13 protein-coding genes and 1 pseudogene are annotated in these 13,400 nt (G+C 68.0%); 6 read left to right on the forward strand and 8 right to left on the reverse strand.

The window, feature by feature from the left end:
• Positions 1-101: 101 nt before the first annotated feature.
• The 7 genes from KDW55_RS04965 to KDW55_RS04995 all read right to left on the reverse strand — a co-directional run bounded on the left by KDW55_RS04965 (position 102) and on the right by KDW55_RS04995 (position 8,833).
• Positions 102-1,505 carry an MBL fold metallo-hydrolase gene (locus tag KDW55_RS04965; protein WP_069242982.1) on the reverse strand — a complete coding sequence of 468 codons (1,404 nt, stop codon included), beginning with the start codon at positions 1,503-1,505 and terminating at the stop codon, positions 102-104.
• A gap of 115 nt (positions 1,506-1,620) precedes the next feature.
• Positions 1,621-1,809 carry a DUF2964 family protein gene (locus KDW55_RS04970; RefSeq protein ID WP_040139821.1) on the reverse strand — a complete coding sequence of 63 codons (189 nt, stop codon included), beginning with the start codon at positions 1,807-1,809 and terminating at the stop codon, positions 1,621-1,623.
• A gap of 155 nt (positions 1,810-1,964) precedes the next feature.
• Positions 1,965-3,089, reverse strand: coding sequence for an ABC transporter permease (locus KDW55_RS04975; protein ID WP_212160126.1), 1,125 nt, complete (start codon positions 3,087-3,089; stop codon positions 1,965-1,967).
• A gap of 2 nt (positions 3,090-3,091) precedes the next feature.
• Complete coding sequence (rbbA, locus tag KDW55_RS04980; RefSeq protein ID WP_249173833.1) at positions 3,092-5,893, reverse strand: ribosome-associated ATPase/putative transporter RbbA; 2,802 nt, start codon at positions 5,891-5,893, stop codon at positions 3,092-3,094.
• Positions 5,890-6,963 carry an HlyD family efflux transporter periplasmic adaptor subunit gene (locus KDW55_RS04985; protein ID WP_212160064.1) on the reverse strand — a complete coding sequence of 358 codons (1,074 nt, stop codon included), beginning with the start codon at positions 6,961-6,963 and terminating at the stop codon, positions 5,890-5,892. Before KDW55_RS04985 ends, rbbA begins: the two co-directional genes overlap by 4 nt.
• Positions 6,963-8,462, reverse strand: a complete 1,500-nt coding sequence (locus KDW55_RS04990) for an efflux transporter outer membrane subunit (protein ID WP_212160063.1) — start codon at positions 8,460-8,462, stop codon at positions 6,963-6,965. The genes KDW55_RS04985 and KDW55_RS04990 overlap by 1 nt, the downstream gene beginning before the upstream one ends.
• A gap of 182 nt (positions 8,463-8,644) precedes the next feature.
• Positions 8,645-8,833 carry a DUF2964 family protein gene (locus tag KDW55_RS04995; protein ID WP_040139817.1) on the reverse strand — a complete coding sequence of 63 codons (189 nt, stop codon included), beginning with the start codon at positions 8,831-8,833 and terminating at the stop codon, positions 8,645-8,647.
• Positions 8,834-9,115: 282 nt separating this feature from the next.
• Here KDW55_RS04995 and KDW55_RS05000 point away from each other — a divergent pair, with 282 nt between their 5' ends.
• The gene (locus KDW55_RS05000; protein ID WP_212160062.1) at positions 9,116-9,763 is read left to right on the forward strand and encodes a BON domain-containing protein; all 648 of its coding nucleotides are present in this window, start codon (positions 9,116-9,118) and stop codon (positions 9,761-9,763) included.
• Between the two features lie 421 nt (positions 9,764-10,184).
• Complete coding sequence (locus KDW55_RS05005; protein ID WP_040141134.1) at positions 10,185-11,132, forward strand: 1-phosphofructokinase family hexose kinase; 948 nt, start codon at positions 10,185-10,187, stop codon at positions 11,130-11,132.
• 198 nt (positions 11,133-11,330) lie between these two features.
• Here the strand turns inward: KDW55_RS05005 and KDW55_RS05010 are convergent, their stop codons facing one another.
• Complete coding sequence (locus KDW55_RS05010) at positions 11,331-11,531, reverse strand: hypothetical protein (RefSeq protein ID WP_167432672.1); 201 nt, start codon at positions 11,529-11,531, stop codon at positions 11,331-11,333.
• A gap of 25 nt (positions 11,532-11,556) precedes the next feature.
• Here KDW55_RS05010 and KDW55_RS05015 point away from each other — a divergent pair, with 25 nt between their 5' ends.
• The 4 genes and pseudogenes from KDW55_RS05015 to KDW55_RS05030 form a co-directional block, all read left to right on the forward strand.
• On the forward strand, positions 11,557-11,949 hold the full coding sequence (locus tag KDW55_RS05015) for a DUF1924 domain-containing protein (protein WP_226208969.1): 393 nt from the start codon (positions 11,557-11,559) through the stop codon (positions 11,947-11,949).
• Between the two features lie 12 nt (positions 11,950-11,961).
• Positions 11,962-12,483 (forward strand): diheme cytochrome c, encoded by a 522-nt coding sequence (locus KDW55_RS05020; RefSeq protein WP_212160061.1) that lies wholly within the window; start codon positions 11,962-11,964, stop codon positions 12,481-12,483.
• Positions 12,449-13,186, forward strand: coding sequence for a cytochrome b/b6 domain-containing protein (locus tag KDW55_RS05025; protein WP_212160060.1), 738 nt, complete (start codon positions 12,449-12,451; stop codon positions 13,184-13,186). The genes KDW55_RS05020 and KDW55_RS05025 overlap by 35 nt, the downstream gene beginning before the upstream one ends.
• A gap of 32 nt (positions 13,187-13,218) precedes the next feature.
• Positions 13,219-13,386, forward strand: a pseudogene (locus tag KDW55_RS05030) (cation transporter dimerization domain-containing protein); the annotation flags it as partial.
• Between the last annotated feature and the right edge of the window lie 14 nt (positions 13,387-13,400).

Consider the following 13,400-nt stretch of genomic DNA (forward strand, 5'->3'; position numbering starts at 1 on the left):
GGCGCATGACGCGAACCGGTGGCGCGGCGATTCTCCGTCACGCCGCCGGTTTGCCGGCCGCGTGAGCGGGCAGGGTAGGGCGGCCGGGAAGACCGACCCGGTCACGAGGAAAGCGCAGCAGGCTCCTGCGCACCGGCGGCTTCGACCTCGTCCAGATCGACGCACTGACCGTAAGTCGGCACCTCGCACGGCCAATGCAGGCTCTCCGAAATGCGCCGGCGCAACGCATCGGCGGCAGCGGGTTCTCCATGGGTGACGAACGTCCGCACCGGCGCGCCCTGCATCGTGCCGAGCCATTTGAGAATCTCTTCGTAGTCGCCATGGGCGGACAGCGTCGCGATCGACTCGACCTGCGCGCGGACGCGGACGTATTCGCCGTGGATCTTCAGCGTCGGTTCGTGCGCGGCCAACGCCGCACCGCGCGTGCCGGCGGCCTGGTAGCCGACCAGCGCGATCGTGTTGCGCGGGTCCGGCGCATAGCGGCTCAGGTGATGCAGCACGCGTCCGCCCGTCGCCATGCCGCTGCCGGCGATGATGACCATCGGGCCATGGTGCTCGGCAATCGCCTTCGACTGCTCGACGGACCGGATCATCGTCGCCGCGTGGCCGAGCGCGTTCGCTTCGGACACGGTCAGCCGATGCTCGACGATATGGTGGCGGTAGATTTCGGTGACGTCCGTCGCCATCGGGCTGTCGAGGAAGACGGGCACGCGCGCCATGCGGCCCGATGCCTTCAGCCGTGCGATGTAATGCAGGATTTCCTGTGCGCGGCCGACGGTGAAGCACGGCATCACGACGACCCCGCCGCGTGCGAACGTACTGTCGAACATCGCGGCGAGCTCGTTTTCGGGATCGGACGCCGGATGCAGCCGGTCGCCGTACGTCGATTCGACCACCAGATAATCCGCATGCGCGGGCGGCCGAGGCGGTTGCATGATCGGATCGCGATAGCGGCCGAGGTCGCCGGAGAAAGCCAGCACCTTGTGATCCCAGTGCATCACGACGCTCGCCGCACCGAGGATGTGTCCCGCCGGCAGCAGGCGGAACGCGATGCCGCCGCCCAGCGCCGTGCATTCGTCGAACGCGACGGGCTTCAGCAGGCGCAGCGCACGCTGCGCGTCGTCCAGCGTGTAGAGCGGTTGGGCGGGGTGGTGCTTCGAATAGCCGTGCCGGTTCGCGAAGTCGGCTTCCTCTTCCTGCAGCCGCGCGCTGTCGCGCAGCATGATCTCGCTGAGTTCGGCCGTCGCGGCCGTGCAGTACACGGGCCCGCGGTACCCGTCGCGCACGAGCACCGGAAGATAGCCGGTGTGATCGATATGCGCGTGCGTGAGCACGACCGCATCCACCGTGTCGGGCGCGACGGGCAGCGGCTGCCAGTTGCGCAGCCGCAGGTTCTTCGTGCCCTGGAACAGGCCGCAATCGACGAGGATGCGGCTGCTGCCGTGCTCGACCAGATACTTCGAGCCGGTCACGGTTTCGGTCGCACCGAGAAAAGTCAGTTTCATGGATCGCCTCACCGGGGGCAATGGAGCAGTGAGTCGATTACACCCCGACCGGCACTGTCGCGCTTGACGGAAATCAGCAACCGCGGGATTCGCGTGCGGCTCGCCTGCACGCGCATCACGAACGCTCGACGTCGGCCGCATTCAGCTGCGCGACGAAGGCGGCGGATCCGGCAATCAGCGTCACGATTGCGTACGGCAGCACGCGCGCGCCGACCAGCATCGCATGCACGACGCCCAGTAGCGACGCGAGTGCGATGAACACGCCCAGCGTCGCAAGCGTGGTCCGGTACGAATGACGAATCATGACGTTCTCCCGTGGAGCGGCCGGTGTTCGTCCGCGTTGCCGCAACCGCGGAAGCTTGCGTTTTCGCAAGACATGGCGTGATGATCGCGCGCCGGCTGCCGGCGCGGTTGATCTGTATCAACAGACGGATTGCGGCTACGCGCGCAATTGGCCGCTCAGGCCATCTGGCCGATCGTCTTGCGGAATCGCATCAGCGACAACGCAAACAGCGCGCCGCCGATCGCGAACAGCGCCGCGAATTGCGGCCACACCGCATCGACGCCGGCCCCGCGATACAAAATGCGTTGCGCGAGCTCGACGAAATGCGTGGTCGGCGCGGCGAGCATGATGTCCTGCACGGCCAGCGGCATGCTCTCGCGCGGCGTGAGCCCGCCGGACAGCAGTTGCAGCGGCAGCAGCACGAGCACGAGCAACATCCCGAACTGCGGCATGCTGCGCACCAGCGTCGCGAGAAAGATGCCCATCGACGTCGTGGCGAACAGGTGCAGCGCCATTCCGGCCACGAACAGCGGGATGGAGCCGGGAATCGGCACGTGCAGCGCGCCGCCCACGACGCACGTCAGCGATGCGACGGCCGCCATCGTGACGACGAGCCCCATCGACCAGACCTTCGCGAGCATGATTTCGGCGGCGGTGACCGGCGTCACGAGCAGATGCTCGATCGTGCCGTGTTCGCGCTCGCGAATCAGTGCGGCGCCGGTGAGGATCATCGACAGCATCGTCACGTTGTTGATCAGCTCCATCAGCGCACCGAACCACACTTCGTCGAGATTCGGGTTGAAACGCATGCGCATCGCGAGATCGACCGGCGGCAACGGCGCGCCGCGGTAGCGCCGCGCGAATGCGTCGATCTCGCCCGCCGCGATCTGCTGCACATACGCGCTGCCCGTGAACGCCTGCGTCATGCGTGTCGCATCGACGTTGAGCTGGATCGTCGCATGGCGGCCCGCGAGCACGTCGCGCTGCAGGTCGGGCGGGATGTCGAGCGAGAACGTGTAATCGCCGTTGTCGAGACCGCGATCGGCTGCGCTTGCGTCGACGATCGGCGGCGGTGTGAATTGCGGCGGGAAGAAGGCCGCGGCGATGCGCGCCGACAGCGGCGACGCGTCTTCGTCGACGACGGCGATCGGCACCTTGTGCAGCGTTTCGGGGCGCGCTGTGGCGGCCACGTAGATCGACGCGCTGAACGTGTAGACGATCAGCGCGAGCAGGATCGGGTCGCGCGCGAGGCTCCAGAGTTCCTTGATGCCGAGCCGGTAAATGGCGAGCAGGCGCGACACGCTCATCGCTCCTGTTTGCGCAGCAGCAGGCCGGTCGCGACCATGATCACCGGCACGGCGGCGAGCAGCGGCCAGAACCGGGACGACAGATCGGCCAGACCGAGCGCCTTGTTGTAGACGCCGCGGCTGATCGCGAGCATGTAAGTTGCCGGATAGACCGTACCGATCCACTTGCCGCTGCCTTCGAGCGACGACAGCGGCGTGAGCAGGCCGGAGAACTGCACGACCGGAATCAGCGTGCCGACGATCGTCATGAAAATCGCTGCGATCTGGCTGCGCGTGAACGTCGACGCAAACAGCCCGATGCCGGTGGCGACGACGTTGAAGATCAGCACCGCGGCAGCCAGGGTCGCGAAGCTTCCCTTGATGCGCACGCCGAACACGACGTCGGCGAGCACGACCATCAGCAGAAAATTCAGCATGGCGAGCATCACGTACGGCGCCTGCTTGCCGAGCAGGAATTCCGCACGCGTGACGGGCGTCACGTACAGGTTCACGATCGATCCGAGCTCGCGTTCCCGCACGACGGCGAGCGCGGTCAGCATCGCGGGCAGCATCAGCAGCAGCATCGGCATGATCGCGGGGATCATCGCGGGCAGACTCTTGACGTCCGGGTTGTACCGATAGCGGATCGCGATATCGACGGCCGGTGCGAGCGACATGCCGAGGCGGCGCCGGGCCTGATCGCGCAGCCAGTTTTCGTGCATGCCGGCCACGTAGCCGCGGATCGTTTCCGCACGCATCGGCATCGCGCCGTCGACCCACGCGCCGATCTCCACGTGCCGGCCGCGCGCGACGTTGCGGGCGAAACCGGGCGGGATCTCGATCGCCAGCGACAGCTGGCCGTTGCGCATGCGGCGATCGACGTCGCGATCGTCGGCCAGCTGTGCGCGCGGCACGAAATAGCGGGAGCCCGCGAGATTCTGCGCGTAGTCCTGGCTGAGCATCGACTGATCCTGATCGAGCACGGCGAACGTCAAGTTGTCCACGTCGAGACTGATGCCGATGCTGATCACGCACATCAGCACGAGCGAGCCAAACAGCGCGAGCGTCGCGCGCAGCGGGTCGCGACGCAGTTCCAGCAGTTCGCGCCACAGGTAGCTGCCGGCGCGCGCGGGACTGAACCATACGGTGCCGCGAGCGGAACCGCGCGCATCCGGCGGCGCGAGCCAGTCCGTGCTCGACGACGCGTCCGCCGGAGCGCCATCCGCGCGCTGCGCGTCGGTCAGGTAGCCGATGAATGCGGCCTCGAGCGTGTCGGCGCCCCGCACGCGGACCAGCTCGTCGGGCGCCGCGCTCGCCAGCACGCGGCCCGCGTGCATCAGCGAGATCCGGTCGCAACGCGCGGCTTCGTTCATGAAGTGCGTCGAAATGAAAATCGTGACGCGATCGTTGCGCGCGAGTTCGATCATCAGCCGCCAGAAATCGTCGCGCGCGACGGGATCGACGCCCGAAGTCGGTTCGTCGAGGATCAGCAGGTCGGGCTTGTGAACCATTGCCACCGCAAGCGAAAGCCGCTGCCGCATGCCGAGCGGCAGGCGTTCCGGCAGTGCGTCCAGCACGCCGGCGAGCCCGAAGCGCCCGACCATTTCGTCGATGCGCGCGGGCAGGTCCCGTTCCGGCACGCCGAACAGGCGTGCATGCAGCACGAGGTTCTGCCTGACGGTCAGCTCGCCGTACAGCGAAAACCCCTGCGACATATAGCCGACCCGCCGGCGCGTGTCGATGTCGTTTGCGGCGATGGGGCGGCCGAATAGCGTCGCCGTGCCTTCCGATGCGGGCAGCAGGCCCGTGAGCATCTTCATGGTCGTCGACTTGCCGCAGCCGTTGGAGCCGAGAAACCCGAAGATTTCGCCGCGACGGATCTTCAGGCTCACATGGTCCACGGCGACGAAATCGCCGAAGCGCATCGTCAGCCCGTCGGCTTCGATCGCATAATCGTCGGCTGCGCCGGGCTCGAACGGCGTCAGCCCGATCGGCTGATGCCCGTGCCGTCGCGCGTCCGGCAGCAACGCGATGAACGCGGCTTCGAGCGTGTCGCAACCGGTGCGCGCGAGCAGTTCGCGGGGGCTGCCGGTCGCCAGCACGTGGCCGGCGTCCATCGCGATCAGCCGGTCGAAGCGCCGTGCCTCGTCCATGTAGGCGGTCGCCACCAGCACGCTCATCGCCGGACGTGCGGCGCGGATGCGTTCGATCAGATCCCAGAACTGCGCGCGCGATAGCGGATCCACACCGGTTGTCGGTTCGTCGAGGATCAGCAGGTCGGGATCGTGAATCAACGCGCAGCACAGGCCGAGTTTCTGCTTCATGCCGCCGGACAGTTTGCCGGCAGGGCGGTCGAGGAACGGATGAAGGCCGGTGCTGTGCGTGAGCGCGTCGATGCGGCGGCGTCGCTCGGCCGCATCATGGCCGAACAGTCTCGCGAAGAACTGCAGGTTTTCGTCGACCGACAGCGTCGCGTACAGGTTCCGGCCGAGCCCTTGCGGCATATACGCAATGCGCGTGCACACGCGTGCGCGATGGCGGCGCGATGACAGATCGCCGTCGAGCGTCCAGACGCGACCCTGCTGGATCGCACGCGCGCCCGACACGAGCGCGAGCAGGCTCGACTTGCCGACACCGTCCGGCCCGATCAGCCCGATCATGAGGCCGGCGGGGATATCGAGCGTTACGTCGTCGAGCGCGTACGTATCGCCGTAGCGCAACGATACGCGCGCCAGCCGCGCGACCAGGCCCGATTGCACGGATGCCGGCGGATCGTCGGCCGCGCCGGCATCCGTCTCGACGGGCGCCGTTGCCTTCATTGCGGCACCTTGATCGCGAGGCGAGCAGGCCATGCAGCGTGCGAATCGGTCTTCAGCCACGCGACACCCGGCAGGCCGGTCTTGACGAGCTTCAGGTGGCGCTGCAGCAGATCGCGGTCGATGCGCGCCTTGACCCGAAACATCAGCTTCTGCCGTTCGGTCGCCGTCTCGACCGTCTTCGGCGTGAATTGCGCGGTGCTCGACACATACGACACGCGGGCTGGGATCACGTATTCCGGCGCCGCGTCGAGCACGATGCGCACGTCGGCGCCGAGCGGAACTCTGCCGACGACCGTTTCCGGCAGGAAAAACGTCATGTAGACGTCGGACAGGTCGACGACATTGACCACCTTGCCGCCTGCCGGCAGGACTTCACCCGGTTCGGCAACGCGATACTGCACGCGCCCGTCGCGCGGCGACGTGAGCTCGCTGTCCGAGATATCGGCCTGCACGCGTGCAACCGTCGCCTGCGCGGCCGTTACTGCGGAGCGCGCTGCGACGAGCTGAGCCCGGGTTGCGTCGATCCCGGCCTGGGCGGCTTCCACCTGGGCGCGCGCCGCATTCACCGTCGCCCGCAGGCTGCCCGCGCGTGCCCGATCGTCGTCGAGTTCCTGCAGCGACGACGCGCCGTCCCGCGACAGCGTTTCGGAACGCGCAAGCCGTCGCATCGCGGCGTCCAGCTCGCTTTCCCGCTGCACGACGAGCGCGGCCGCCGCGGCCTTGTCGCTGCGGCGCTGGGCCACCTGCGCGTCGATGCTCGCGGCCGTGTTCACCGCCTGCTGTTCGCGTGCCTGCGCTTCGTCGAGCTGCGCGCGCAGCACGACGACGTCCATGCGTGCAAGCGGCTGACCGGCCGTCACGAAGTCTCCCTCGTCGACGAGCATCGCAGTGACCCGCCCCGGCAACTTGGTCGCGACATCGATCTCGGTCGCTTCGATGCGGCCGTTGCCGCTGACGAGCCCGGCATCCGCCCGTGCGTCCCGCCAGCGCGTCCAGCCGTACCAGGCGACGCCGAGCGCGAGCACGGCCACGCCGGTACCGATCAGAAGAGGGTGCTTGATGGTTTTCATTATCTGGAGCCCGAATCGCCGGGAGAGTGGCCGCGCTCGGCGCTGGCGCCGCCGGCGTCGGTCGTGCCGCCGCCGAGTGCGCCGTACAGCGCAACGCGGCTCGACAACAATGCGCGACGCGTCATCACCCACTGCTGCTGCGCGTTCATCAGGTCGCGTTGCGCATCGAGCACTTCGAGAAAGCGCGTTGCACCGCTGTCGTAGCGCAGCTGCGCGAGACGCGCCCGCTCGGCCTGGGACGCGAGCGTCGCGCGTTCGATGGCAACCTGGTCGGCGAGCCAATAGCGCGCGGCGAGCGCATCGGATACGTCGCGGAATGCGCGCTGCGCGGTCTTCTCGTAGTTGGCCAGGGCTTCGTCGCGCTGCGCGCGCGCGAGGGCGAGATTCGACCGGTTGCGGCCGCCGTCGACAAGCGGCAGCGTCAGGTTCGGAATCACCGACCACACGCCCGCGCCGGACGACAGCAGGTCGTGCAGTGCGCTGCTTCCCGAACCGATCGCGCTCGTCAACGCGATGCGCGGGAAGAACGCGGCGCGGGCCGCGCCAATATTCGCGCGCGTTGCCTGCAATTCGTGCTCCGCCGCGATCACGTCCGGACGCCGGAACAGCAGCGAAGCGGGCAGGCCGGGGGCGAGAGCCGGCAGCACGGCGCCATCGTCGAGCGCGAGCGGCGTGTCGGCCAGATCCGGCGTCGCGCCGACGAGCAATGCCAGAGCATCGGCGGCCGACGCACGCGCCTGCTGCAACTGCGTCCCAAGCGACTCCGCCTGCTGCAGCAGGATTTCCGACTGCGTGAGGTCCAGGCGCGAAATCGCACCGGCCGCGTGACGCAACCGGAAAATACGCAGCGATTCGCGCCGCGTATCGATCGTCGCCTGCGTCAGCGCGATCCGCTCGTCGATCTCGCACAGGGACAGATACGCGTTCGCGACCCCGGTGATCACGCTCAACGCCACCGCTTGCCGGGCCGCGTCGCTCGCGAGAAAGCGCTGTCGCGCGGCTTCCTTCATGTTGCGCACGCGGCCCCAGAAATCGATCTCCCATTGCGTCTCGGCGAGCTGAATCTCGTAGAGCTGGCCGATGGCGGGCGCAGGGGTCAGGAAGCCGCCCGGAGTTCGAAACCGCGCATAGGCCGCACCGGCGCCGATCATCGGCCACTGATCGGCAGCGCGGATGCCGTAGACGGCGCGCGCCTGTTCGACGCGCGCAACGGCGGCCTGCAGATCGCGGTTGTTCGCGAGCGCCTGGTCGATCAACGCGCGCAAACGCACGTCGACGAAGTAGTCTTGCCAGGCAGTCGGCGCGTTCGAAACGGGCGCTGCGTGCGCCGCGGGATCGGGAAACGCGGCGGGAATCGGCGCGGCGGGACGATCGTCGGAGGGCGCGAACGACAGGCATCCCGACAGCAGGCACGCGCTCGCCGCCAGCGCGACGAGACGGGAGCGCAGTGCAGACGCAGACGCAGGCTGACACAGCGGGGCAAGCGCGACAACGCGCATCGGATGCCTCATCGGATACGGGAATACGGGAAGGCGCTGCCGTCGTGGCGACGCCGCTCAGGGTTCACTTATATCCGACGATTGCCGCGCGCTCCCTTGATCTGGGTCACTGCGGCGGGAATGCGTTTCGAATGAACCCTCGCTTGACACGCGCGGCGCGGATTGCGCAGTCGATGTTTCGTCTACGGGCCCTCGCCCGGCGCGAGATTGAGCAGCACGACGAACGACACGATGCTCAGGATCAACGTGCCGATCGAATACCTGAACACCCGCTCGTCGAACAGCATGCCGTGCACGATGCCGGCGAGCGACGCCAGCGCAACGAACACGCTCAGCGTCGCCAATGCGTAACGAAACTGCTTTCGGTTCATGACGATCTCCCGGGAGGGCGCGCTGCCGGCTCGGTGCCCGATGTTTACGTTGCCACGGCATTCGCAGCGTCTGCCGTCATGATGGAGTCGCGCTGCGAAGCACCGTTGATCTGCATCAACAGACGAATTACGCATGTGCATGCCTGCGTGCAATTGGAGTAACGCAGCAGACGATTGATCCGCGTCAAGCCACCGCTGGCGCCATGCGCGATGCTCAATCCGGCACGGCGCGCCGGCGGTCGCATCCTTCGCGATCGGCGCGCGTAGCGACGGGAGACCGACATGAAGTCCGATGCAGCACTCAAGCAGGATGTCGAGCAGGCGTTGTTCTGGAATCCGGCGATCGACGCGCGCCGGATCGACGTCGAGGTCCACGACCGGATCGTGACGCTGCGCGGCACCGTCGACAGCTGGGCCCAAAAGCTCGAGGCGCAGAAAACGGCGCTGCACGTCGCCGACGCACGCGCGCTCGTGCTCGAAATGAACGTCGCACCACCCGAAAACGCGTGCGCGGACCAGGCGCTGGCGATCGCGATCACGTTCGCGCTCAACTGGCAGGACGCATTGCGCGGTCACAAGATCAGCGTCGAAGTCGATCACGGTTGTGTGACCCTCGACGGCGAAGTGGATCACGCGTTCCAGAGCCGCGCGGCGGAAAAGGTGGTCAGCCGGATGATCGGCGGCGTCGGCGTGGCGAACCGCATTCGCGTGCGTGCCGACCACACCGTGCCGGACGTCGGCACCCGGATCGCCGAAGCGCTTGCGCGGCGCGCGCAGCGCGAATCCGCCGGAATTTCGATCGAAGCGGCCGACGGCATCGTCACGTTGACCGGTACGGTCGCGTCGCTCGCCGAACGGCGCGCCGCGTGCGGTGCGGCGGGATCGGTGCGCGGCGTTCGGGAAGTCGTCGACCGGCTGACCGTCGCCTGACCGTTGCGACCGGCTTCTGGTCGAGCGCGCGTCGCGCACGCCGCGCGCTCGACCTGCACGCGCAGCTCGACCGGTTCGGCGAGCGACGGCGGGCGGGCGACGTAAGGGAATACGGCCGCGCATGATGTTTCGCGCGGCTGCGCATGGCGTTCGGCGAACACGGTCGTGCAGAGCGGCTGCCCGTCCATGGCGAGGCTCGGCGACGACGAATGCTTCATTGCATGAGTTTGGCCGGACGCGTCGGTGGTCGAGCGCCACGGCGCGCCTTCGCGGCCCGGCTTGACCGCGGTCAACGCGGCGGCCGGCATCGAATGTAACGTGGAACCACGTCCGGCATCCGTCGGCTGTCGGGATTCGCCGCGCCGCCGGGCGTCGCACGAGCCGGCAGGGCGCGCATGCCGTCGACCGCAAGCCATCCATCATGACCGACATCGTTACCGTCACCTTGAATCCGGCCGTCGATGTCGCGACGTCCGTCGAGCACATCGTCGACACGCACAAGCTGCGCTGCGCGCGGCCGCGGCGCGACCCGGGCGGCGGCGGGATCAACGTTGCCCGCACCATTTGCCGGCTCGGCGGAGACTGCGTCGCGCTGTACCTGGCCGGCGGGCCGACCGGCGACGTATTGGCCCGCCTGCTCGAAGCCGAGCGCCTGCCCGCGCTGCGTATCGGGATCGCCGGCGAGACCCGTGAAAACGTCTGCGTGACGGAAACCTCGACAGCGCGCGAATACCGCTTCCTGATGCCGGGGCCGCTCGTCACGCAGGCCGAGTGGCGCGACTGCGCGGCGCGCATCGACGCGTTGCAGCCGCCGCCGCGCTATCTGGTGTTGAGTGGCAGCCTGCCGCCCGGCGCGCCCGACGATCTCTACGCGACGCTCGCGCGGACGGCGAAGTCGCGCGGCAGCCGGGTGGTCGTCGATGCTGCGGGCCGGGCGCTGCACGCGGCGCTCGAAGCGGGGGTTTATCTCGTGAAGCCGAGTCTCGGCGAGCTGAGCGCGCTGGCCGGCGAACCGCTCGACGAGACGTCGGCATGCCGGAAGGCCGGCGAGCTCGTCGCGCGCGGCCAGGCCGACATCGTCGCGTTGACGCTCGGCGCGCGCGGCGCATGGGTCGTCACGCGCGATCGGGCGCTGCGCCTGCCCGGCAGGCCTGCAACGGTGTGCAGCACGGTCGGCGCCGGCGACAGTTTCGTCGGCGGCATGGTCTGGGCGCTCGCGCGCGGCGTGCCGTTCGACGATGCATGCCGCTATGCGCTGGCGGCGTCGGCGGCATCGGTCGAACGTCCCGGGACGGCGCTGTGCACGCGCGACGACGTCGAGCGAATTCACGCCGAACTGGTTGCGCAGGCAAACCCGCGGACAGCCTGAGCCGTGCGCGATCTCGCCCGCGTGCGAGCGATCGCTGATCTGGCTCGGCGGCATGCACGCCGCGATGGCAAAAATGCGGCAAACGTTCCACCAGGTTGCCATGGCCTTTGCGCGTGATCGCCCGCCTGCTTCTGCTGTCGTTGTCGTGCGCTTGGCCGGTCCGGCGGATTCGACATCCAGTCCCATACGCGTATCGATTCAAACGCCGGATGTCGAGGTCTTGACTTGCGTGAATGTGGAATGACCGGCTGGCGGAATGCTCGCAGCAACAGCGGTCGAACCCGGTGCAACTCCCGGACCGGCCGCCGGCATCGCACTCGCGATGCGGTCCGGCATCAGTGCGTTAAGAATCCGATAAGGAATTCGCACGAAGATGAACGCATCGCTCAGGAGAACCACGATGCGCATATCCGACCCGGTTCGCATGCTTTGCCGGGCCTGCCTGGGGGCCGCCGTGTGCGTTGCCGCCAGCACAGGCGCCGGAGCCGAAACGCCGGCGCAGTTGCTGGCCGGCTACACGGCACAGTCAGGCGTGGATGCCGTGCCGTCGCGCGGTCAGCAGTTCTTCACGTCCCGGCATGGGCGCGACTGGAGCTGTGCGACCTGCCATGGCGGCACGCCGACCGGCGCAGGCAGACATGTCGTTACCGGCAAGGGCATCGAGCCGCTCGCGCCCGGTTTCAACCCGGCCCGGTTCACGGACGGCGCCAAGACGGAAAAGTGGTTCCACAGGAACTGCAAGGACGTCGTCGGACGCGAATGCTCGGCGGCCGAGAAGGCCGACGTGCTGAGCTGGCTCATGAGTCTGAAACCCTGACGGCGAACGATCATGAACGACATCGAACCGGCAACATCTTCCCTCGGGCTCGCCGCGCGGCAGCATGTACGAGCAAGCATGCTCGCGATGCTGCTGATGTCGCTGGTGCCGTGCATGGCGCGGGCGGAAGACGAAATGCGCGGCGTCGCGACTCCGTTGCTGCCGAAGTACCGGCAGGAGTGCGCGACCTGCCATGTCGCCTATCCGCCCGGGGCGCTGCCGGCCGAGTCGTGGCGGCGCATCCTGAACGGTCTCGACCGTCATTTCGGCGCCGATGCGACGCTGGACTCGACGACGCTCGGGCAACTGGAAACGTGGCTGACGTCACACGCGGCGACGGGCGCCGCGGCGCGCCGGCCGCCGGAAGACAGGATCACGCGGTCGGCATGGTTCGTCGCCACGCATGACGAGGTTCCTGCGTCCGTGTGGCGCAGCCCCGCGGTGAAGCGGCCGTCGAATTGCGCCGCATGTCATGCGCAAGCCGACAAAGGAAATTTCGATGAACGATTCGTCCGCATCCCGAGCACACGGTGAACCGGCGCGCCCGCAGTCCGCGCGCATATTGGTCTGGGACGCGCCGGTGCGCGCATTCCACTGGCTGACCGCCATTGCGTTCGCCGGTGCGTGGCTGACCGCCGACAGCGAGCGATGGCGACTGATGCACGTCGCATTCGGCTACACGATGCTGGCGCTCGTCGCGTTTCGCCTCGTATGGGGCGTGGCCGGCACGCGTCATGCACGGTTCTCGTCGTTCGTGCGTTCGCCGGCTGCCGTGTTCCGCTACGTTCTGAGCGTGGCGAATGCCCGGCCCGAACGTCACGTCGGCCACAACCCGGCCGGCGCGGTGGCGATCGTCGCCATGCTGGCGATGACGGTCGTCACCGGAATGACCGGCTGGATGGCCTACACCGGAAACGGCGATTCCTTCGGCGATCTTCATGAGGGCGCGGCGAGCGCCATGCTCGCGCTCGTCGTCGTCCATGTCGCTGCCGTTGTCGTCAGCAGCTTCTTGCATCGCGAGAATCTGGCCGGCGCGATGGTGACCGGCTACAAGCGCGGTGCGCCGGTCGACGGCATCCGGCGAGCGTGGTGGGGGATCGCCATCGTGATGGCGGCAGCGGTGATCGGCTGGTGGTGGACGCAATGGCAGGCAGCACCGCAGCCTGCTCAACCGGACCCGGCTGTCGCGACGGACACGGGCCGTCGTGCCGCCGGCGTTGCCCCAGACGACGACTGACAGCCGCCGGCAGCGCGCTCGATCGTGCGCATCGTGCTCGTGGCACCGGCGACCCGATCCTCGTCGACGCGCATCTCGACATCGACGCCGATCCAACCGTCGCACAAGGGCACGATATCGCCGTCGATGCGCGCGCGCGTGTGATGCGGCATCGCCGCGTGCCGAACGTGACGACCCACGTCGATCTGCGCAGGCGGGAGCGCATCGCCGAAGT

This window comes from Burkholderia sp. AU19243 (genome assembly GCF_018148075.1).
Taxonomy (GTDB): Bacteria; Pseudomonadota; Gammaproteobacteria; order Burkholderiales; family Burkholderiaceae; genus Burkholderia; species Burkholderia latens_A.